Source organism: Pantoea sp. GW821-FHT03E06 (assembly GCF_059420725.1).
On record NZ_JBWKUG010000002.1, the window covers coordinates 477365 to 497909 of the forward strand.

The 20545-nt window shown below is 55.9% G+C and carries 17 protein-coding genes; 3 read left to right on the forward strand and 14 right to left on the reverse strand.

Going from position 1 to position 20545, the window contains the following annotated elements; translation table 11 throughout:
- Window positions 1-120: 120 nt before the first annotated feature.
- The 9 genes from AC07WB_RS21735 to AC07WB_RS21775 all read right to left on the reverse strand — a co-directional run bounded on the left by AC07WB_RS21735 (window position 121) and on the right by AC07WB_RS21775 (window position 11135).
- Window positions 121-771, reverse strand: coding sequence for a methionine ABC transporter permease (locus tag AC07WB_RS21735; RefSeq protein WP_049851713.1), 651 nt, complete (start codon window positions 769-771; stop codon window positions 121-123).
- The gene (locus AC07WB_RS21740; RefSeq protein ID WP_097098000.1) at window positions 755-1855 is read right to left on the reverse strand and encodes a methionine ABC transporter ATP-binding protein; all 1101 of its coding nucleotides are present in this window, start codon (window positions 1853-1855) and stop codon (window positions 755-757) included. The genes AC07WB_RS21735 and AC07WB_RS21740 overlap by 17 nt, the downstream gene beginning before the upstream one ends.
- 2 nt (window positions 1856-1857) lie before the next feature.
- Window positions 1858-2664 carry a MetQ/NlpA family ABC transporter substrate-binding protein gene (locus AC07WB_RS21745; RefSeq protein WP_345830594.1) on the reverse strand — a complete coding sequence of 269 codons (807 nt, stop codon included), beginning with the start codon at window positions 2662-2664 and terminating at the stop codon, window positions 1858-1860.
- 20 nt (window positions 2665-2684) lie between these two features.
- Window positions 2685-4046, reverse strand: a complete 1362-nt coding sequence (locus AC07WB_RS21750) for an LLM class flavin-dependent oxidoreductase (RefSeq protein WP_494941317.1) — start codon at window positions 4044-4046, stop codon at window positions 2685-2687.
- Window positions 4043-5245, reverse strand: coding sequence for an SfnB family sulfur acquisition oxidoreductase (locus AC07WB_RS21755; protein ID WP_345830590.1), 1203 nt, complete (start codon window positions 5243-5245; stop codon window positions 4043-4045). Before AC07WB_RS21755 ends, AC07WB_RS21750 begins: the two co-directional genes overlap by 4 nt.
- Before the next feature lie 9 nt (window positions 5246-5254).
- Window positions 5255-6460 carry an SfnB family sulfur acquisition oxidoreductase gene (locus AC07WB_RS21760; RefSeq protein ID WP_400457587.1) on the reverse strand — a complete coding sequence of 402 codons (1206 nt, stop codon included), beginning with the start codon at window positions 6458-6460 and terminating at the stop codon, window positions 5255-5257.
- 346 nt (window positions 6461-6806) lie between these two features.
- Window positions 6807-8231 (reverse strand): hypothetical protein, encoded by a 1425-nt coding sequence (locus AC07WB_RS21765; RefSeq protein ID WP_494941318.1) that lies wholly within the window; start codon window positions 8229-8231, stop codon window positions 6807-6809.
- Between the two features lie 219 nt (window positions 8232-8450).
- A complete protein-coding gene (locus tag AC07WB_RS21770) occupies window positions 8451-9563 on the reverse strand; it encodes a beta-propeller fold lactonase family protein (protein WP_097098006.1) in 1113 nt (370 codons plus the stop codon).
- 243 nt (window positions 9564-9806) lie between these two features.
- A complete protein-coding gene (locus AC07WB_RS21775) occupies window positions 9807-11135 on the reverse strand; it encodes a ferredoxin reductase family protein (RefSeq protein ID WP_400457583.1) in 1329 nt (442 codons plus the stop codon).
- A 379-nt stretch (window positions 11136-11514) separates the two neighbouring features.
- On the opposite strand from AC07WB_RS21775, the gene AC07WB_RS21780 reads away from it, so the two are divergent.
- Window positions 11515-12153 carry a LysE family translocator gene (locus AC07WB_RS21780; protein ID WP_494941319.1) on the forward strand — a complete coding sequence of 213 codons (639 nt, stop codon included), beginning with the start codon at window positions 11515-11517 and terminating at the stop codon, window positions 12151-12153.
- A gap of 82 nt (window positions 12154-12235) precedes the next feature.
- On the opposite strand, the gene AC07WB_RS21785 is transcribed toward AC07WB_RS21780, so the two are convergent.
- The 4 genes from AC07WB_RS21785 to AC07WB_RS21800 all read right to left on the reverse strand — a co-directional run bounded on the left by AC07WB_RS21785 (window position 12236) and on the right by AC07WB_RS21800 (window position 17528).
- Window positions 12236-13036, reverse strand: a complete 801-nt coding sequence (locus tag AC07WB_RS21785; RefSeq protein ID WP_097098010.1) for an inositol monophosphatase family protein — start codon at window positions 13034-13036, stop codon at window positions 12236-12238.
- A gap of 14 nt (window positions 13037-13050) precedes the next feature.
- Window positions 13051-14112 (reverse strand): ABC transporter ATP-binding protein, encoded by a 1062-nt coding sequence (locus tag AC07WB_RS21790; RefSeq protein ID WP_494941320.1) that lies wholly within the window; start codon window positions 14110-14112, stop codon window positions 13051-13053.
- Window positions 14109-16331 (reverse strand): ABC transporter permease, encoded by a 2223-nt coding sequence (locus tag AC07WB_RS21795; RefSeq protein ID WP_494941321.1) that lies wholly within the window; start codon window positions 16329-16331, stop codon window positions 14109-14111. The genes AC07WB_RS21790 and AC07WB_RS21795 overlap by 4 nt, the downstream gene beginning before the upstream one ends.
- Before the next feature lie 168 nt (window positions 16332-16499).
- The gene (locus AC07WB_RS21800) at window positions 16500-17528 is read right to left on the reverse strand and encodes an ABC transporter substrate-binding protein (protein WP_494941322.1); all 1029 of its coding nucleotides are present in this window, start codon (window positions 17526-17528) and stop codon (window positions 16500-16502) included.
- A 215-nt stretch (window positions 17529-17743) separates the two neighbouring features.
- Here AC07WB_RS21800 and AC07WB_RS21805 point away from each other — a divergent pair, with 215 nt between their 5' ends.
- The gene (locus tag AC07WB_RS21805; protein ID WP_494941323.1) at window positions 17744-18778 is read left to right on the forward strand and encodes a LacI family DNA-binding transcriptional regulator; all 1035 of its coding nucleotides are present in this window, start codon (window positions 17744-17746) and stop codon (window positions 18776-18778) included.
- Here AC07WB_RS21805 and AC07WB_RS21810 read toward each other — a convergent pair.
- Window positions 18736-19671 carry a LysR family transcriptional regulator gene (locus AC07WB_RS21810; protein WP_494941324.1) on the reverse strand — a complete coding sequence of 312 codons (936 nt, stop codon included), beginning with the start codon at window positions 19669-19671 and terminating at the stop codon, window positions 18736-18738. The two genes, AC07WB_RS21805 and AC07WB_RS21810, sit on opposite strands and share 43 nt — an antisense overlap.
- A 132-nt stretch (window positions 19672-19803) precedes the next feature.
- Between AC07WB_RS21810 and AC07WB_RS21815 the strand changes: the two genes are divergently transcribed.
- Entirely contained in the window at window positions 19804-20484 is a 681-nt protein-coding gene (locus tag AC07WB_RS21815) for an SDR family NAD(P)-dependent oxidoreductase (protein ID WP_494941325.1), read from the forward strand.
- Window positions 20485-20545 lie beyond the last annotated feature (61 nt).

A 20545-nucleotide genomic window follows, 5' to 3' on the forward strand; every position in this document is an offset into this window, starting at 1 on the left:
CGCATTAATGCGCACCCTACGGTGTGTTTTCGTAGGGTCGTCATTAATGGCGACCACGCAATCAACGGTAATAGAGCCGGTTCAGATTTGTAGGGTCGCCATTGATGGCGACCGCTCATATCAGCGGTGATTCAACCGCCGCGACAACCTGTCGCCAAAAAACTGCAGCACCGTGACCAGCGCCACCAGCACCACAATCACCGTCAGCATCACCTGCATATCAAAACGCTGATAGCCATAACGATAAGCCAGATCGCCCAAACCACCGGCACCAATCGCGCCGGCCATGGCTGAAGCGTTGATCATCGTCACCAGCGTAATGGTAAATCCGCTGACGATGCCGGGTCGCGCTTCGGGCAACAGCACATGCCAGATAATGTGCCAGCGATGAAAGCCCATCGCCTGCGCCGCTTCGGTCAGCCCTTTATCCACTTCACGCAGGCTCACTTCGGCTATACGCGCAAAAAATGGCGTTGCTGCCAGCGTCAGCGGCACCACCGCCGCCCACACGCCGTAGGTGGTGCCGACGATCCAGCGGGTAAATGGAATCAGCGCTACCATCAGAATCAAAAACGGAATCGAGCGGAACAGGTTCACCACCCAGCCAAGCACACGATTCAACAGCGGGCTGGGAAACAGATCGCCGCGTCCGGTCACCACCAAAATCACCGCCATCGGCAAACCCAAGGCCAGCGCCAGCAGCGAGGACACGCCAACCATCAGCAGCGTATCCAGCAGCCCCACCCATAAACGATCAATAGCCAGTGACATAGCCCGGAATCTCCAGTTGGTCAGCAACAGGGGTTAATAGCGCACGCACGGCGTCAGATTCATGACGCGCATCCAGCAGCAGTAGCATCTGCCCGGTCGGCTTGTTATCCACCCACTCCACCGCGCTGAACAGCAAGGTCAGTTCCCCGCCCACGCGCGTGCTCAGCGCCGCCAAATCCGGTAGCGCGCCTTGTCCGGTGTAGCGCAGGCGCACCAGCAGACGCGAATCGGCACGCTGACGCGTTGGCGTCAGCAGCGGTTGAATCGCTTCTGGCAGCGCACTGAACTGCGGGTTGAGCAATTGGCGCGTGGTTTCCTGCTGCGGATCGCTATATACCTGCCATACCGGACCGCGCTCAATGATTTCACCTTGATCGATCACCGCTACCTGATGACAGAGATCGTGCACCACATCCATTTCATGCGTAATCAACACGATAGTGATGTGCCGCTGCTGATTGATTTTCTTCAGCAGCGCCAGAATCGAGCGTGTGGTTTCCGGATCGAGCGCTGAAGTCGCCTCATCACACAGCAGCAGTTCGGGATCGTGCACCAGCGCGCGCGCAATGCCGACGCGCTGCTTCTGGCCGCCGGACAACTGTGCAGGCCAGGCGTGTTGACGCTGCTCCAGTCCCACCAGCGCCAGCAGTTCATCCACCTTGCGCCGCCGCTCAGCCGCAGGCACGCCCGCCACTTTCATCGGCAGCTCAATGTTTTCGCGCACCGTTTTGGCGGAAAGCAAATTGAAATGCTGGAAGATCATACCGGTACGACGTCGCCAATCCACCAGCTGACGATCGCTCAGGCTGCCAAGATCGATGCCGTCAATCACCACCTGACCGCTTGTCGGGTTTTCCAGCCGGTTAAGGCAGCGAATCAGCGTCGATTTACCGGCACCGCTACGACCAATAATGCCGAAAATCTCGCCGCGCTTAACCTGCAGATCCACCGCTTTCAGCGCCTCCTGGGTTTGTCCGGGATAACGTTTACTCAAGCCACGAATCTGCACGTGCACTTTCCCTGCCGTCTCGGCCGTCGGTGACAGCAACGCATCGCGCTCGCCGGGTAGCGTCAGGCTAACCATGCTTACTGGCTCCAGCCCGGCTGATACAGTTTGCCGTAGAAGTCATCCAGTTTGGCGCGTACTACCGGCGAATGCTGGTAGATATCGACAAACTTCGCCAGACGTGGATCGTTCTGATGACCGTCGCGGATGACAAACTGAATCACATATTCCGGATGCTCAAGGCCATCGAACAGCAAGGCATTGTTAGGATCAATGGTCTTCGACAGGCGTAGATAGTGCGGATAGCCCTGCGCTAAATCGACTTCATCCAGCGAGCGCGATAGCTGCACCGCTTCCACTTCGATGATCTTGAGATGCTTTGGATTGCTGACGATATCATCCACGGTCGATTTGAGACCCGCGCCCGGTTTCAGCGTAATCAGTTTGGCTTTTTGCAGCAGCAGCAGGCCGCGCGCGCCGTTGATCGGATCGTTGGCAATCGCCACCGTGCCACCGTCGGGGATCTGGTCAATCGCGGTGTGTTTCTTCGAATAGAGCCCGATATTATTGATGATCGCCGGTGCATAAGGTACCAGATGGAATCCGCCCTGCTGATTGGCATTCTCGAGGAACGGCTTATGCTGGAACAGGTTCACATCGATATCGCCGTTTTCCACGCTGACGTTGGGTGCCGTCCAGTCGGTGAACTCCACCAGCTCAACGTTCAAACCCTGTTTTTTCGCTTCGGCCACCGCGGTTTCCAGCGGCGGCGCAAAGGCTGCGGTGGTACCGACTTTCAGCGGTCCGCTGTAGTTCTCGGCAGCGACGGCGCTAAACGCCAGCAGTGCGACGCTGGCAGCCAGCGCGAATTGACGTGCAATTTTCATATCAGATCCCTGAGGTTAAATTAACGAAGGTTAACGCCGTCGCGCCAGCGCGCCGCCGGATGGCGATCGGGCAAACGGTCCTGCTGTTGAAAGATTTTTTGCCGTAATGAGCCGGGCTGATAGGTGGTTTTAAAGCGGCCGCGCTGCTGCAATTCCGGTACCACCAGATCGATAAAATCGCGGTAGCTCTGCGGATTAAGGATGCGCGTCAGGTTAAAGCCGTCGATATCGCCTTCATCGATCCACTTGATCAACGCATCGGCGACCTGGCTCGGGTTGCCGACGATCAGCGGATAGCGGCTGCCCATGGCGTGCTGCTCCAGCAAGCGACGACGCGTCCAGCCGCTGAAGGCTTTGCTCACCGATTCGATCGCGCGCGTGTCGCCAGTCTGAATCGGCTCATCCAGTTCAAAGGCCGCCAAGTCCAGACCAATCGAGCTGGAGAAGTGGGCGATGCCGGCTTCCGGGCTGGCATATTCAAGATAGCTGCGCTGCTTCTCCTGCGCTTCACGTTCGGTCGGTGCCACAATCACGCTGACGCCCATAAAGATGCGCAGATCGTCAGGATGGCGTCCGGCTGCCACCGCCGCCTGGCGTAGGCGCGTGGACTGCTCGCGCATCGCCGCTGGCGACGCTGCATTAACAAAGCTGCACTCGGCATGACGCCCGGCAAACTGCACGCCGCGCGCCGAGGAACCGGCCTGGAACAGCAGCGGTGTGCGCTGTGGTGATGGGCTGCTCAGGTGATAGCCCTGCACCTGATAGAACTCGCCCTGATGATGGATTTGCTTGATTTTGCTGGCATCGGCGTACAGACGATTGACCTTATCCTGCACCACCGCATCGTCCTGCCAGCTGCCTTCCCACAATTTGTAGGTGACATCCAGAAACTCATCGGCCTGATCGTAGCGACGGTCGTGCGCCAGCAGCTGTTGCTGCCCCATGGCGCGTGCGGCGCTATCGAGATAACCGGTGACAATGTTCCAGCCGATGCGCCCTTTGGTCAGGTGATCAAGCGTGGAAAGGCGGCGCGCAAACGGATACGGCGCTTCATAACTCAGGTTGGCGGTGACGCCAAAGCCCAGATGTTGCGTAACGCTCGCCATGCCAGAAATCAGCATCAGCGGATCGTTAACCGGCAGCTGAATCGACTCCTGGGCCGTCAGGCCAATGCCCTGCTGGTAGACGTCATACACGCCGAGAATATCGGCGATAAACAATCCATCAAACAGCCCGCGTTCCAGCAGGCGCGCCAAATCGAGCCAGTACTCCAGCGAATTGAAATCCACCGAACGATCCTGCGGATGCGTCCACATACCGTGATGAATATGGCCCACGCAATTCATATTGAAAGCGTTAAGCAGAATCTGTTTTTGACTCATATCGTCCCCCGACGCGGTGGCAGCACGCCATTCAGCAGATAGTTGCCAATCGCCGGATATTTCCAGCGCACCGGATCGTGAAGGGTGTGGGTGCGCGCATTGCGCCAGTGGCGGTCGAAGTTGTGTTCGCGCAGGCTGGAGCGCGATCCACCCAGTTCAAACAGCAGGTTACTGGCCTCCAGCGACACTTCGGTAGTCCAGGCGCGCGCCTTCGCCACGTCAACCGAAGCCAGCGCTACGTTTTCCGCGCTGGGATCGCGCTGCGCCACGTCAACGGCGTCACCGGCAATTGCCAGCAGCGCATCACCTGCGCTCAGACGCGCGGCAAGACGACCGGTACGATCGAGCGTCAACGGATCGTCGCTGGCGCGATCTACGCCGCTGTCCGGCCAGGGACGTGCGCGCTGGCGCAGGAAATCGAGCATGTCGTTAAAGGCTGCACGCGCGATGCCCTGATCGATGGCGGCATGCATAATCTGCGCAAAGGGCCCAACGGTGCTCGGGCGTTCAAACGCCGTTTGGAAGGGCACCACATCTTCCGGCGCAATCGCCACATTGCTGAACTGCACGCTGCCGCTGCCGGTGGTGCGCTGACCAAAGCCGCTCCAGTCATCGATCACATTCACGCCAGGCTGATGACGCGGTACAAACACCAGCTGTTCTTTGCCATCATCCGCAATCGCCAGCGTCGGAATACGATCGGCATACAGCGCGCCGGTGCAGTAAAACTTGTTGCCGCTGAGACGTAATCCCTCAGCCTGTTGCGAAACGGCGGTGGAACGCTGATGTGCAGCCGGCGAGCTGAACTCCGCCAGCGCATTGCCGTGATGCACGCCATCCAGCACCTCGGCGTACAGCCGCTTTTTCTGCGCGTCGCTGCCGTTAATGCGCAGCACTTCCAGCGCGTAGAAATGGTTCTGCGGCACCTGCCCGATAGAACCGTCAGCTGCGCTCAAAATAACGAATATTTCTGCTAACTCCGCGGTAGAAATCTCAATGCCACCGAAAGCGCGCGGCACGGTGACAGCACCAAGTCCTGAATGAAATAACTGCTGCAATTCCGCATGCGGCAATTCGCGTTCGCGGTCGCGCTGAGCGGAACCGGTGCGAAAACGTTCAGCTAGTTCCTGCGCCACCTGCAACGCCTGATGGGCATTGTTGATGCGCGTCGCGCGCTGTTTTGGCAATACCTGCGTCATGACCGCTCCTTAAATCCACGCATGACGCGCAGGCAGCGCATCATTGAGGTAATAGTTGCCGATAGCGTGGGTTTTCCAGCGCACCGGATCGTGCAAAGTATGGGTACGCGCATTACGCCAGTGGCGATCGAGTCCATGACGCAGCAGCGTGGCGCGGCTGCCCCCCCATTCCAGTAGCTTCTCACTGGCCCGCAGCGCCACTTCGGTGGTCAGGACTTTGGCTTCCGCCACCGCAATTGACGCGCGCGCGCAGTTTTCAGCGCTAAGTGATTGTTGGTCGATACCGTCCAGCACGCGGGCGGCACGCGCCAGCAAGGCACTGGCGGCGCTCAACTCGGTGCTAAGACGGCCAACGTCGGCGAGGATGTAAGGATCGTCGGCATTGCGGCTGACATTGGCATCTACCCACGGTCGCGAGCTGCTGCGCACAAACTCCAACGCTTCATCCAGCGCCCCTTGGGCAATACCGGCATCAATCGCCGCCTGAATCAGCTGCGAAACCGCCCCGCGCAGCGTCGGCTTTTCCGCTGGCGGCAACGGCATTAATAGCGTGGGATCTACGGTTACCTGCTGCAGTTTCACCGTACCGCTGGCGGTGGTGCGCTGGCCAATACCTGACCAGTCATCAACTATTTCTACGCCCTGCGCCGGTAACGGAATAAAGGCCATTGTCGGCTGCTGCTCGTGCATCGCGGTCGTCACCAGAATGTCGGCGAACAGTGCGCCGGTAGAGTAGAACTTCTCACCGGTGAGTTGCACTCCGTGTGACGTTGTCACCAGCTGCGCCTGTACATCGCGCGTGTGTTTGGTGTTTTTCTCCGGACCGCCGTTGCCGAGACGCTTGCCACTGACCACTGCGCTGAGCAATTGCTGCTGTTGCGCCAACGTGCCTTCGCCAAGGATGAACTGAATCAGGCCAAAATGGTTCTGGGGGATTTGCCCGAGCGACGGATCGCTGGCCGAGATAAGACGGAACACCTCCGCCAGGGTTTGAAACGACAATCCGGCACCGCCAAATTCTCGCGGCACACTGATGCTCCCCAACCCCAGTAAAGTAAATTGATTGAGCAGCGCAATCGGGTATAAGCGCTGTTGATCGCGCTCGACTGCCCCACTTTTCGCCTGCTCGGCTAAATGGCGTGCGGCGGCAATCGCCTGTGCATCGCTGCTTAATATCGCGGCGCGGTTAATAATCTCGTCACTGGTTTGCGTCATAGCTGATTTCACTTTTACTGCACAGCGAATAGTAAGCCTGCACGGAATATGCCAGCAGGCCAGGAAATGAATAACAGATTGAAAGCGATGATAATCAGCGGGGTGAAAGCAAGTAAATAGCGCGGTTATGCTATATCTGGCAATGGGTTGCCATTATTAAGCTATGGATTTATTTAACGACAACAACAGGCTACCAGCGGCGATAGGGGGAAAAGAAGAGAATAAAAAAGCGGCGAGTAATTCTTAAGATCAAATAACGCAATTGAATGTTAATTAATGCATATGGTTATTTTGTAGGGTCGCCATTAATGGCGACCTTACGACTACAATACGACAGATTAGGCATTTATATTTGTGCATCAAACTGTGCAGCGGCAAACGAGCGTGTCGATTCACTTTTCGCGCTGTGCGGAATCTGTACGCTATCTATCAACTTCGCCAGCTGATAGCGCTTCACCGTTTCATTTTGCGTCAGCTGCTGGGAATAGTTCGCGGTCAGCTCCCCTTTCTTATTCTGCGTCACCGCCGTCTGGCTACGCTCTTCATCATCGATCAAATGGTACTTATAATTTTGCGATGACTTCAGCGCGTTGAGCTTAGCTGGCGCATCCGAATCCAGCGCGGTATGGAAGCTGGCTTTCAGTTTAAACAGCGTTTGCTGGGTGAGATCCTGGGTATCACCCTGCGTCTGCGAGGTGGTTTTCTGTGCCACGTTCAGCGAAAACGTATCTTCTTCTTCTGGCTTATACGGATTACCAGCAACCGGCGTTTGCTGATAGGTGGCGGAGAAATCCGCCAGTCCACTAATCGCACCGTTCTTCGCAGCGTTAGCATCAATCGACTTCACGCGTTGCGTATTGATGCTTTCATTCGCTTTACCTTCGGTGGTATTGAGGGCGCGGAAACTGTCTTTGAACAGCGATAGCATGTCGCTATTGCCGTGACCGCGCGAAGCTGCCTGATCGAACTTCGCGGCCCACTTATCCAGGGCGGCCTGCTGCTGTGCAGCGCTGCCTGCCTGGGTCAGTTTCGACATATCGGTGTCCAGCTTAATGCTGACATCTCCATTGTGGAAACCGAGCCAGCGCTCTTGATCATCCGCATGTAAATTAAGCGACTGCGTGACGCTATTTCCGCTGCGCAGATCGGTTTTGAGATCGACACTTTTCAGCTGGGAACTATCAAACTTCATTAAATCGCTGATATCGAGCTTAGTGGTGCTGCTATCTAAGCCATCCAGTGCCGTTTGCAAACCTGCCGACAGTTTGCCGATGGCCGCGGCTTCGTCAGTATTTAACTTGCCGCCGCTGGTTTTCAGCTCCACCACCATGCCGCCCTGCTGGCGCGTCATTTGTAGGCTAACCTGCACACCCGATTGCGTCGTCACGGTAAGCGCCAGCGCGCTTTGGCTGCTGCTCTGCGCAGCGTTGACCGCATCAGTTGCCGGCACGCTCAGCGTCACGTCTCCACGGTTGTTCACCAGGTTGCTGAGCAAAGTGCTGCCAAGACCATTCATGCCGACGCCTTTCGACTGCGCGGCACCATTCAACTGCGCTTGCAGGCTGCTGGTGACACCCACCGAGCTCTGCACCTGCGCGGGCACAATTTTATAGATCGCGGCGATAGCGTCACTCGCCTCGCTGAAGGTAACTTTGGTTGATGCTTCCGCCGTCAGGGCGTTTTGCGCGCTTTTGTTGTTTACCGCCGGCGTTATCACCGCATTTGACGTAATTAAATTTCTCAGTACGCTGCTGCCAATCCCGTTTAGCATGAAAATAATCCTCGTTAGGTACTATTGAGGAAAGTTATCGGCTAAATGTGCAGCAGCTTTAGATCTTTTCCCCTCACCCTAGCCCTCTCCCGCAAGCGGGCGAGGGAACCGATCGGCATCGTGTGTGAATATGACACTCAACGTTGAGCATCACTCGGGCAGCTCCCTCTCCCGCGCGCGGGAGAGGGTTTGGGTGAGGGCCGGGCTAAAGGCAATACCTTAATTAAAGAATTTAATATCCGTCGGCGTCGGCATCTTCGCCACTTCACCTGCCGCTTTAAGCGCGCCGCTCTCTGCATCAAAATGGAACATGGTGATGTTGTTGGTGAACACATTCGCCACGTAAAGATATTTACCGCTGGCATCAAAAGCGAATGCGCGCGGTTCAATACCGTCCGCTTTATAACGCACCGGCGAACCCAACATGCCATCTTGTTCAATTCTGAACACCACTAAACGGTTATCCGATCCACGGTTGGCCGCAATCACAAACTTACCGTTAGGGCTAAGGATAATACCGCCGCCGCTGCGGTACTCGGCGCTGCTATTTTCCGTATTCAGTTTGACCCGGGCTTGCTGCTCCAGTCGATCGTCCTTCACGGCAAACACTACCACTTCACCGGCCATTTCGGTGGTGACATAAGCATGTTTGCCGTCGGGGGAAAACACCATATGACGTGGACCCGATCCCGCTGGGAAGCTGACATCACGTGTGCTATCTGCCTGCAATGGCTCTTTTTGGCCGGCGTGATAGGCGTAGGCATGCAGTTTGTCGCCGCCGAGATCGGCCGCATACAGGTATTTGCCATCGTGGGTGAAGGTGGTCGAATGTGCATGACCGCTATCCTGGCGATCTTTCACCGCGCCGCTTCCATGGGTAAACGGAAAATTCTGTACCTGTTCACCCAGCGAACCATCGTGATGAATCGGGAACACTGCAACGCTGGCCCCGCCCTTCGCCACGGAATAGTTAGCGACAAACAGGAATTTACCCTCCGGACTGATGGTGGCATGGGTAGGCTGCTGCCCGTGACTGTCCACCGCATTGATCACACGTACCTTGCCATCGTGATCAATCGCCAGCGCCGTAACAGCACCCGCGTTCTCTTCATTGGTGGTGTAAGCAAAACGCCCATCATGTGATTTCACAATCCATGAGGGACTTTTCATTTTAATGAAGTCGAGTTGCGTTAAGGTACCGTCGCTATTGACCTTCAAACGGTATAACCCTTCGCTGGGATGTCCCGGGTTTTGCACTAAGGGTGCATCCGGGATGCTGGTCCATGTGCCCACTAAGGCCGTTTGGTTGTGATGTTCCGCTGCAGTTGCCATTGCACTTCCCGCTATGATGAAAAGAACAGCAGATAATGCCACGGTTAGGTTGGTTGCTAAACCCTGCCTTTTGAAATTATTAGAATTAATCAAGTTAACACTCCGCATCAATAAAAGATTGGCTGACTGTTAAGGGAATATAGCGTGCGATAAGCCTGCAAGGCGGCCACTAAAGGTGACCACCTTCACATAATTGATTTAAATAAAAATCGATACCGCGCAATTATTTTTCGTTGGCTTTTATCATCGCCACGAGAAGCAATCCGCATGAAAATGTTGAATGCTAACGGCTTGCTGTTTCAGCGTATCATTAATGCTTTTTTTCAAACCATCAGGTCCGCAAAACCAAATATCCACCCCGTTGTCATTCAGGCTGCTTTTCATTTCAGTAACGTGTTGTTGCATATTTTCCGTACTATTTACGGTGACGTATTTAAGCCTCACGCCGGCCTGGTGACACAGTTCAGTTAAATAATCTGGATAGGTCAATCCCCGGTCCGGACGAGTAAAGTACCAGAATTCAACACCCGAAAGTGGCTGCCCTTTTCTCACGGCATCTTTCAATTTCGCCATAAAGGGTGTCACACCAATACCTCCGGCAATCCATAACTGCTTATTTCCTGCATGTTCAAAGGTAAAATCACCGTAGGGACCTTCAATTTTTACACGTTGGCCCGGCAGGAGATGCTGAGCCAGCTCGCGGGTATAATCACCGAGCTTTTTTATAGAAAAAGTCAGCGATTTTTCATCGGGATTAACATCAGACAGGGTAAACGGATGGCGCTCTGTCGAGTGTGCAAACTGCACAAACGCAAACTGTCCGGGCAACATCGGGATAGTGGCGCGATGACGTACTGTCACCTCGACGATATCTTGCGGTGCCGCTTCAACATGAAGAATATCGGCCACGGACGTGTTGCGACTGCCGGTTCGCTGGAATAATGCAATCAACGCGCAACCCACCGCCACCGCCGTGACGAACGCCAACAGATAGGCAGCGGGAGTTTGCCACCAGTCGGTTTTAAATAACGACGTCATCACATGATAGGCACAGGCGATATAGACAACCGGAAAAGCTTTATGCAGGTAATAAAAGATGTGATAGGGAATTTTTTTACTGATAGAGACCAGCGACAGCGCAATTAAGAGATATAAACCATACTCTGCTAATACCAGTCCGAAATCTAATAACTGCTCTTGCCAGCCGGCCATAACAATGTCACCCAATTCTCCAGGGTGGGCAACCATGCCTGCATCAACTAACCAGTGCGGCACTTTCTCTGCCAGCCAGTGAATTAACGCCAGCACCACGGCTGAAATAGCACACCATTTGTGCAATTTATACGCTTTATCCAGCCCGCCGCACCAGCGGGAAATAACACCGTTGCGAATACTTAAAATAATCGTAAAAGACATACCAAACCATGCCAACACGCCGGCGAGAAATACCATGTTCTGACGCAGGCTCCACCATAATGAGTGGGCCCCCAACTTGGTATATTCTGCTGAGACCAGGTAGGTTAAGATGGCGGCGAGGAAAATAATGATGTAGAGATGTTTTACTTTTTTCATTTATATAACACCTCATTGTTCACAAATAATTTAATCTGGCGTAACATTTCCATTTTAATGTCTCCCTGTTTATCCCTTGTAAAGTTGCGGGATAAATTATCACGCTAAACATCAAGATTTATGAGCAAGCTAAAAGGAGATTAAACATTGTGATGAGAACGTGGAGTTTCTTACCGTAGAATTAGCATAATAAGAATTAAATGTGTGGCTGTTTAAAAAAGAACCCGATGCACATAAATGCGCAGCCGACAAAATCCATACCGATCTGCCATTAGGCCCCCTTTTTAGCTTGACCCCATAGAGCAATAAATTCCTCCGCGACAAAGTACAGTGTGATTTAATAACACTCCATTTACATGCCGGGGATGCTGACGTTGCTATGCTGCAGTTTTCAAATGGTTTTCTACTGAGTTTATCGTTGTGCCTCGATATTGGCCTCGCCAATATCGCCATGATTACGCTGGCGATGCAGCGCGGCTACTTTCATGGGTTCTGGCTGGGGATTGGCACCTGTATCGGTGACTTGATCTACGCGCTATTGGCGCTGGCGGGCATGGCTGTGGTATTGCAGTTTACCGCGGTGCGCTGGGTGCTGTGGATTGGTGGCGGTGTGCTGCTGCTGTGGTTTGCTGGAAAAATGCTCTATGCAGCGCTGCGCAAAGAGACGGCACTGCCGGAAGCAGAACAGCAGCCGTATCGATCGCTACTGCGCGAGTTTAGTCGGGGCGTAATGCTCGCGATGTCGTCACCCACGGCGATTCTATGGTTTGCCAGCGTTGGCGGCGCGTTGATTTCCCGCATGGGACACGGCAGCGTAATCGCTACGTCCTCTTTCCTCAGCGGCTTCTTTATGGCCGGGGTGGTGTGGACCTGCGTACTGTGCCTGGTCGGCAGCATGGGTGGAAAATTACTGGGGGCGCGCTTACTTAAGTACTCCTACCTCGCTTCAGCGCTGATTTTTGTTTATTTTGCGATCTATGTGATTTGGTCGGGTTATCGGGAATTTATTCTGGTTTGATGGAAGGTCGTCATAAATGACGACCCTACAAAAGCGTGCAGAACCGCCGTAGGGTCGCCATTCATGGCGACCAGTACCAACATCACAGCCCGGCAATCCGCTTCAAATCGGCTTCCGCACCCGGCGCCACAGCCAGTACCTGCGCACCTTTCAGCAAACGTTCGCCTTCGGTATTGAACGGGTGATACCAGCCACCCGCCTCTTTCACCAGGCAATAACCGGCCAGACAATCCCACGCGTGCATGTAAGGTTCGTAATAGCCAACTACACGCCCCGCAGCCACCCAAGCCAGCATCAATGCGCCCGAACCGATGCGGATAAAGTTACCACCCGCAGCCAGCAGCGAGGCGAGGATTTTCCCCACTTCATCCGGACTCACGTGGCTGTTAGCACCAAAACCGGTGACATGATTTTGCAGCGTGCGTGTCGCATCCACCTGCAAGCGCTTGCCGTTCAGCGTCGCGCCATGGCCGATGGCCGCCACGTAGCACTCCTGGTAATAAGGCGCGAAAATCACGCCGATCACCGGCACGCCATCGTGTAGCACCGCGACGGATACGCACCAGTTCGGCATGCCATTGAGAAACGGGCTGGTGCCGTCAATGGGATCCACTACCCAGGTATAGCCGGATGAGCCTTCCTGCAGACCATACTCTTCGCCAAGGAAACCATCCTCCGCAAACTGCGCACGGATTTGCTGATCAATCATCTGTTCCACTTCACGGTCAGCGCGGGATACCACATCCTGCAAATCGTATTTGGTTTCCACCACCAGGGTGTCGCGCTGATGGAAATATTCCAGCGCTTTTGCCCCCCCTGCGCGGGCCACTTTCTCCGCCAGAATCAGGCGCGATAACAGCGGGTCATTGTCTAATTCACTCATCATCCATCCTTAAATTAACCGGCAATCAGGGCCAAACCCTGAGGTTTAAAATCAATTGCGACATGCGATGCCAACGGCAGCTGCTGTTCCATCTCCGCATCAACAATGAACAGCGATCCCAACTCGGTGGCGACTTCATATTCAATATGGTCGCCCAGCCAGGTGCTATGCGTTACTTCGCCACGCAGTGCGCCTGCGCCTTCGCCGCGCAGCGTGATGAACTGCGGACGGACCGACAGCTGCGCCGCGCCGGTTTTCAGGCCATTGCCACGCACGCGATAGCGCTGGCTGCCTAAGCGCACCAGCGCCTCACTGCCTTCGAGCTGCTCCACTTCACACGGGAGAATATTGGCTTCACCCATAAAGTCGGCGATAAACACCGAGTTTGGCGCGTGATACAGGCTTTCCGGCGCGCCCTGCTGGGCAATATCGCCCTCTTTCATGACAATAATCTTATCGGAGACCGCCAGCGCCTCTTCCTGATCGTGTGTGACATACACGGCGGTGAAGCCGAGCCGCTGCTGCAAGTCGCGGATATCGGTGCGCACCCGTCGGCGCAGACGCTCATCGAGGTTGGAGAGGGGTTCATCCAGCAGCAGCACCTGCGGCTCCAGCACCAGCGCACGTGCCACTGCAATGCGCTGCTGTTGACCTCCAGAGAGCTCCGACGGCAGGCGCTGACCTTGATGTTCCAGCCCCACCAGCTTCAGCCCTTCACGCGCGCGGTCCTGCGCTTCTCGTTTATTCATCCCGGATGACTGCAAGCCGTACATGATGTTATCCAGCGCGCTCATGTGCGGGAACAGCGCATAAGATTGAAATACCATCGCCACGTCGCGCTCGTTGGCGGGCAGATTGGTGACATCTTTGCCACCAATCAAAATGCGGCCGGCGGTGGGATGCTCCAGCCCGGCCAATAAACGCAGCGTTGTGGTTTTACCGCAGCCGGACGGGCCGAGCAGCGTGACCAGCGTGCCGGGTTCGACGGTTAACGAGAGATCGGGAATGGCATCAAAACCGGCAAAGCGTTTTGAGACATGTTCAAACACCACAGAACCGGCGGTTACGCGAGTCATACGGCACTCTCCTGAGTTAATGAGGTTGAAGCAGGCGGTGCAAGCATATCGACCGGACGGGCCACACGACGCAGACGTCGTTCGCCCACCAGCCATTGGAACAGGCCGATGATCAGCAGCATGACCACGATCAATACCGTTGAATAAGCAATCGCCACGCCGTATTCGCCGTTTTCTACCAGCCCAACGATGTAAGACGTTGCCATGTTGTATTGCGCACTGACGAGGAAAATCACCGCACTGATCGAAGTAATGGCGCGCACAAAGGCGTAGACCAGCGCGGCGCTGATTGCCGGTTTCAGCAGCGGCAGCACCACTTTGCGCAGCGTGCGGAAGCTATTGGCACCCAGCGTTAATGAGGCTTCATCAAGACTTTTGTCCAGCTGACTCATTGCCGCGATGCCGCCGCGTACGCCAACCGGCATATTGCGGAACACAAAGCAGGCGACGAGGATCAGCGCGGTGCCGGTGATCTCCAGCGGTGGCAGATTATACGCCATTACGTAGCTCACGCCGATGACCGTGCCGGGAATCGCGAAGCTGAGCATCAGCAGGAATTCAAAGGTCTGACGCCCAGCAAATTTCTGCCGCACAATCAGCCAGGCGGTAAGCAGGCCAACGATCGCCGTCAGCGGCGCGGCAATTAGCGCAATTTCCAGCGTGGTCCAGAACGAGTTCCATGCTACGCCGCTCCATAGCAGATGTCCGTCGCTGAAACTGACGCCGAAGGCGCGAACGTAATGCGCAATGGTCAGCGCATCGTTCAATCCCCACGACTGCACAAAGCCGCCCACCACAATCATGCCGTAGATCACCAGCGTGAACAGGCCCCACGGAATCACCATGCCGTACACACCAAAACGCAGCACGCGCGGCAGCTGCACGTGTTTGCCGCCGTCGCCTTTGCCGGTCACAGTGGCAAAGTTTTTCCCGCCCAGCCACCAGCGTTGCAGCACAAAGGCAGTGAGCGTGAAGCACAGCAGAATCATCGCCAATACCGCCGCGCGGCTCGGATCGTTTTGCGCGCCCACCACCGAGAAGAAGATCTCAGTTGAGAGCACGCCGTGGCTGCCGCCCAGCACCATCGGATTACCGAAATCCGCCATGCTTTCAATAAAGCTAATCAGGAAAGCATTGGCTAAACCCGGCGCCATCAGCGGTAATGAGATGCGGCTAAAGGTGCGCCAGCGATTGGCACGCAGCGTTTGCGAGGCCTCTTCCAGCGAAGGACTGACCCCTTCGACTACGCCAATCAGTACCAGAAAAGCAATCGGCGTAAACGACAGCACCTGCGCAATCCAGATACCGGTTAAGCCATACAGCCAGCGGCCCGGCTCAATGCCAAACAGCGCCGCCAGGTGTTCCGTTACTACGCCGGAACGGCCAAACAGCAGAATCAGCGCCAGCCCGATGACAAACGGCGGTGTGATAATCGGCAGGATGGTGAGCATACGTAGTGCTTTCTTAAAGGGTAATGGTGTACGCGTTGCGGCGAGAGCAAAGGCCAGGCCGAGCAGCGTGGAACCTGCTGCGGTCATTAGCGCCAGCCACAGCGTACGCCACGCGGTGCCGCAGGTGCCGCCCGACAAACAGGAGAGGCTCCAGATTGACGGGTCCTGAATATTGCTGATCAACCCATCCGGCTTGAAACTGCCGTCTACGTCCTGAACTGATACCACAAACATGCTTAGCACCGGATAAAGCACAAAGATGCTGACCAGCGCGGTGAGCAGCACCAGCGACGCCACCACAAACGCATCGCCTTTCATCACCCCGCGCTCAGCAAGTGCAAAAGAGAACAGCAGCAGAAACGTGGTCAGCAGCAGCAGCGCCCCCGCGCCCATCGCCGGTTGACCGGATTCGAGCGCGCCGAAGCGATTTTCCAGCCACACCCAACTCCAGCCGCTGTAGCCAATGGCGTGGCCTTCAATCACCAGGAACAGCACGCCAAGCGCGCTAAAAAGCAGCAGCAAACGGCTACGCATCCTTGAGGGCAGCACGCCGCAGGCTGCGCACAGAACAAACAGCGCGATAGCGATGGCAAGCCACGGATGTTCGCCGAGTTGCCACAGTGCAGGCGCGTTGCTGCTATCGCTCCACAAGCTGGTTAACCAGCCGCTGCTGAAGAAACCGGCTTCCAGGCTGAACCAGGGCAGCAGCAATAAAGCCACTGCGCCGATGAGCAGCGCGCCTGTCAGACGGCGATTATTTGCATTCATCAAATACCTCGACTTCGGGTCTCGTGCGGTGCTTAACCAGGTCGCCATAAATGGCGACCCTACAAGGTTTGGTGCTTAACCAGGTCGCCGAAATGGCGACCGTACGGGGATTGACGCGGTTTTGTAGGGTCGTCATTCATGACGACCTGGCCACAGAATGCGCCGATCTCACTGCGCGCTGGCGCCAATCTCTTTATCCCAACGCCCTAACAGCGCCTTGCGCTTAGCGGAATCACCGTAGGTTTTGAAGTCGTAATCAATCAATTTGATGTTCTCGAAACGCGGCGCGTATTCAGAAATCTCGGCGTTACGGTTCGATGGCAGCTGGAACGATTTGGCCTCCTTCATGTGCGATTGCGCTTCAGCGCTTAGCGCCCAGTCGTACCAGACTTTGGCATTGGCCAGGTTACGCGCGCCTTTCACAATCGACATCGAGCCAATCTCATAGCCGGTGCCTTCGCACGGCGCGACGGTCTTGATCGGGAAGCCATCCACCTGCATCGCCACCGCATCATGCATAAACACGATGCCGACGGTGGTTTCGCCACGCGCGGCAGATTTCACCGGTGCGGAGCCGGATTTGGTGTACTGCGAAATGTTGGCATTGAGCTTCTTCAGGTAATCGAAGGCTTTATCTTCGCCCATGATCTGCACCAGCGTGGCCAGGGTGTTGTAGGCGGTGCCGGAAGAATTTGGGTTAGCGATCTGAATTTCACCCTTAAAGCTGGGATCCAGCAGATCGGCCCAGCATTTTGGTTCTTTCAGCTTTTTCGATTCCAGCAGCCTGGTGTTGTAGCCCCAACCGAGCGCACCGGCGTAGATACCCACCGTACGATAGCCGGAGTTCTCCGCCTGCTTCTGCGCCCAATCCTGCTGCTGGTCGAGCAGCGGCGATTTGTACACCTGCGTCAGCCCCTCTTCCGCGGCTTGCATATGCGGATCGCCGGTGCCTGCCCACCAAATATCGGTACGCGGGTTGCGTGCTTCGCTGCGCAGACGCGCATAGGCTTCGCCTGCCGAGAGTCGCACCATGCTGACTTTTATATCCGGATGCGCCTTGCTGAAAATAGTGGTCATAAGCTCACACACCACCACGTCGGCAGAGCAAACCATATTCAAACTGCCCGCTGCCGAGGCGGCAAACGGCAGTGCACTGCAACAGAGGGATAGCGCGATGGCCATTGAGGTGACTCGCATAGTGTTCTCCTGGTTTGTAGGGTTGGTGCTTCATTGGCACCTTTTCTTGCACGTGTGTGCAAAGTAGTAATGAACAAGAATTGTCCTGTCAAACACCACATTGCGCAATTGTTAGTCGGTGTCACAAAAATGCAACAAATGAGATCTCAGGCAGTTTGCACAGCTTTGCAATCTAAGGCAGACTGAATTGAGTCGATTGGGATGGGGTGTTAAGCATGCAGCATGAGAAAGCGGTGGTCAGCGCGCAGGACGTGGCCGATCGCGCAGGCGTATCGCGTTCAGCGGTATCGCGCGCGTTTACGCCAGGCGCCAGCGTGTCACCGGCAACGCGCGAACGGGTGATGAAGGCGGCAGCGGAGCTAGGCTATCACGTCAATCATCTGGCGCGCGGCCTGGTGCGCAACCGCAGCAGCATTGTCTGCCTGATTGTTTCCGAAATTGCCACGCCCTATCGCGCCAGTCTGGTGCGCTGGCTGACACAGTTTTTACAGGAGGCGGGAAAAGTGGCGATGCTGATTAACACCGATCGCTCTGATAACAGCGTTTCCGCAGCGCTGCAGCAGGCCATTAACTTTCGTGCCGATGCCTCCATCATTCTCTCCGGCATGCCGGATCGCACCATCACGCGCCAGTGCTACAAACACGGCCAGCGCATCATCTTAATTAACCGCGACGAAGCGCTGCCGGGCTCGCTCAGCATCAACCTTGATGCAGAAAGCGCCGCTGAAACGGCATTAATGGCGTTTCAGCGCGCCGGTTGTCGCCATTTGGCGTTTGCCAACTCGCTTGCCGGTACGCCAAGCCTGCTTAAACGCGAGGCCACTTTTATCGCCCTGGCCGAACGCGCCGGGTTAAGCGTAACGGTAGAGCGCTTTGGCACCACCTCTTACGAAAGCGGCCAGATTCTGGCACACCGCCTGCTGACGCGTCATCAGCGCCCGGACGGCGTGTTCTGTGTGACCGATTTAGTGGCCTGCGGATTTATGGATGAAGCACGGCATCGCTTTGCCCTGCGCGTACCGGAAGACCTCTGTTTGATCGGGTTTGACAATATCGCTCAGGCCGGTTGGTCATCCTACCATCTCACAACATTTGCGCAGCCGGTTGAGCAGTTTGCCCATGATGCAGTGAAGTGGTTAATGAAGGCGGAGGAAGATGACACCGGTTTCACTCCACAAGGTGAACAGCAACACGATAGTTTGCTCTATCAGGCCGATGTGGTGTGGCGTGGTTCGGTGCGCGGCGGCTGACAAACGTCTTTTACCACGCCGCGCAGCCAACGATGCGCGGCATCATTTTCCAGTCGCGGATGCCACAGCTGTGACACGGTCATTTCCGGCGTGGCGAATGGAAGTTCAAACATCGCTAAAGTGGTGCTGTTTTTGATCAGCGGATGATGCAGAAACAGCGAACGCGGCACCAACGCGACAAGATCCGATTCCTGCGCCAGCGCCACCGCCGTTGAAAATGCGGGCACCACCGTCGCCACCTTGCGCGTCAAACCCGCCTGCTGCAGCGCATCGTGAATCGGGCCACCCAACTCCGCGCGACGTGACGCGACGATATGGCCAAACGCGGCGAACCGTTCGATATCCAGCTGTTGCGTCAGCGGATGACCGGCGCGCACCACGCCCACAAAAACATCGCGAAACAGCGCCTGCAGGCGAATCTCCGGCCCCATATTGCCCAATACGCCAATCTCCAGATCGATGTTGCCTTCGCGCAAGTCGCGCGCGCTTTTCTCTGGCTTGGGCACAAAACTGAGCCACGCGCGCGGCGCTTGTTGAGCCACGGCTGCGATCAGCTCGCTGCCAAAGGCTTCGACGAATCCCTCATTGGTGCGCAAGGTAAAACAGCGATCCAGCTGACGTAGATCCAGCGACTGCGCCGTCGGGCTTAACACCGCACGCGCTTCGCTCACCGTGTGATGGGTGCGCTCGCGGATCGCTTCAGCATAAGGTGTCAGCACCATATTGCGTCCGGCGCGCACTAACAGCGCATCGCCAGTGGTGGCGCGTAAGCGTCCCAGCGTGCGGCTCATCGCCGATTCGCTTAAGCCCAAGCGACGCGCAGCGCCAATCACGCTGCCTTCAATCAGCAGCGCATCCAAAGCAATTAACAGGTTGAGATCGGCATCATTCATGCGGGTTATCCTCGCCGATTCGACGTATCGAGACAAGGCGTTTGATGCAGGTGAATACTGTCAATGCTGCGCATTCCGCCTGCCCTCACCCGGCGCTACACTCTATCCATCGCAAACACCGAGGAGAACAATATGAACATTTTACTGATTGGCGCATCGCGTGGACTGGGTTTGGCGCTGGCGGAAACCATTCTGCAGCGCGGTTATCAGGTGGTCGCCACCGGGCGTGAAAACTCGACAGGCAATTTACAGCAACTGGCCGGTCGCTTCCCCGCACAGCTCAGGGTAGAAAGCGTGGATATCAATGAACCCGAACAGGTCAAAGCGCTGCATACGCGGCTGGCGGATCGCCAGTTCGATATGCTGTTCGTTAACGCGGGCGTGAAAAATGACGACCGCGAAACCATCGCCGATGTCTCAACCGAAGAGTTTACCCGCGTGATGGTGACCAATGCGCTGAGTCCGCTGCGGGTGATTGAAACCTTTAAAGATCGCGTCACGGCTAGCGGCACCATCGCCGTGATGTCATCCGGCCAGGGCAGTTTGACCAACAACACCAACGGCAATTACGAGGTGTATCGCGGCAGCAAAGCGGCGCTGAATATGTTTATGCGCAGCTTTGCCGCACGCAGTGGCGGCGAACGCACATTATTGCTGATGGCGCCCGGCTGGGTGCGCACCGATATGGGCGGCCCGGAAGCGCGCCTGACCATTGAGGAGAGCATCCCGAATCTGCTGAATACCATGGAAAGTTACGCCGGACGGCGCGGGATTCATTATCTGGATTATTTAGGACGCGTGGTGCCGTGGTAAGCGAGCAGGTCGGCATAACGGTCGCCATAAATGGCGACCCTACGGAATTCCCGCCGTCCTG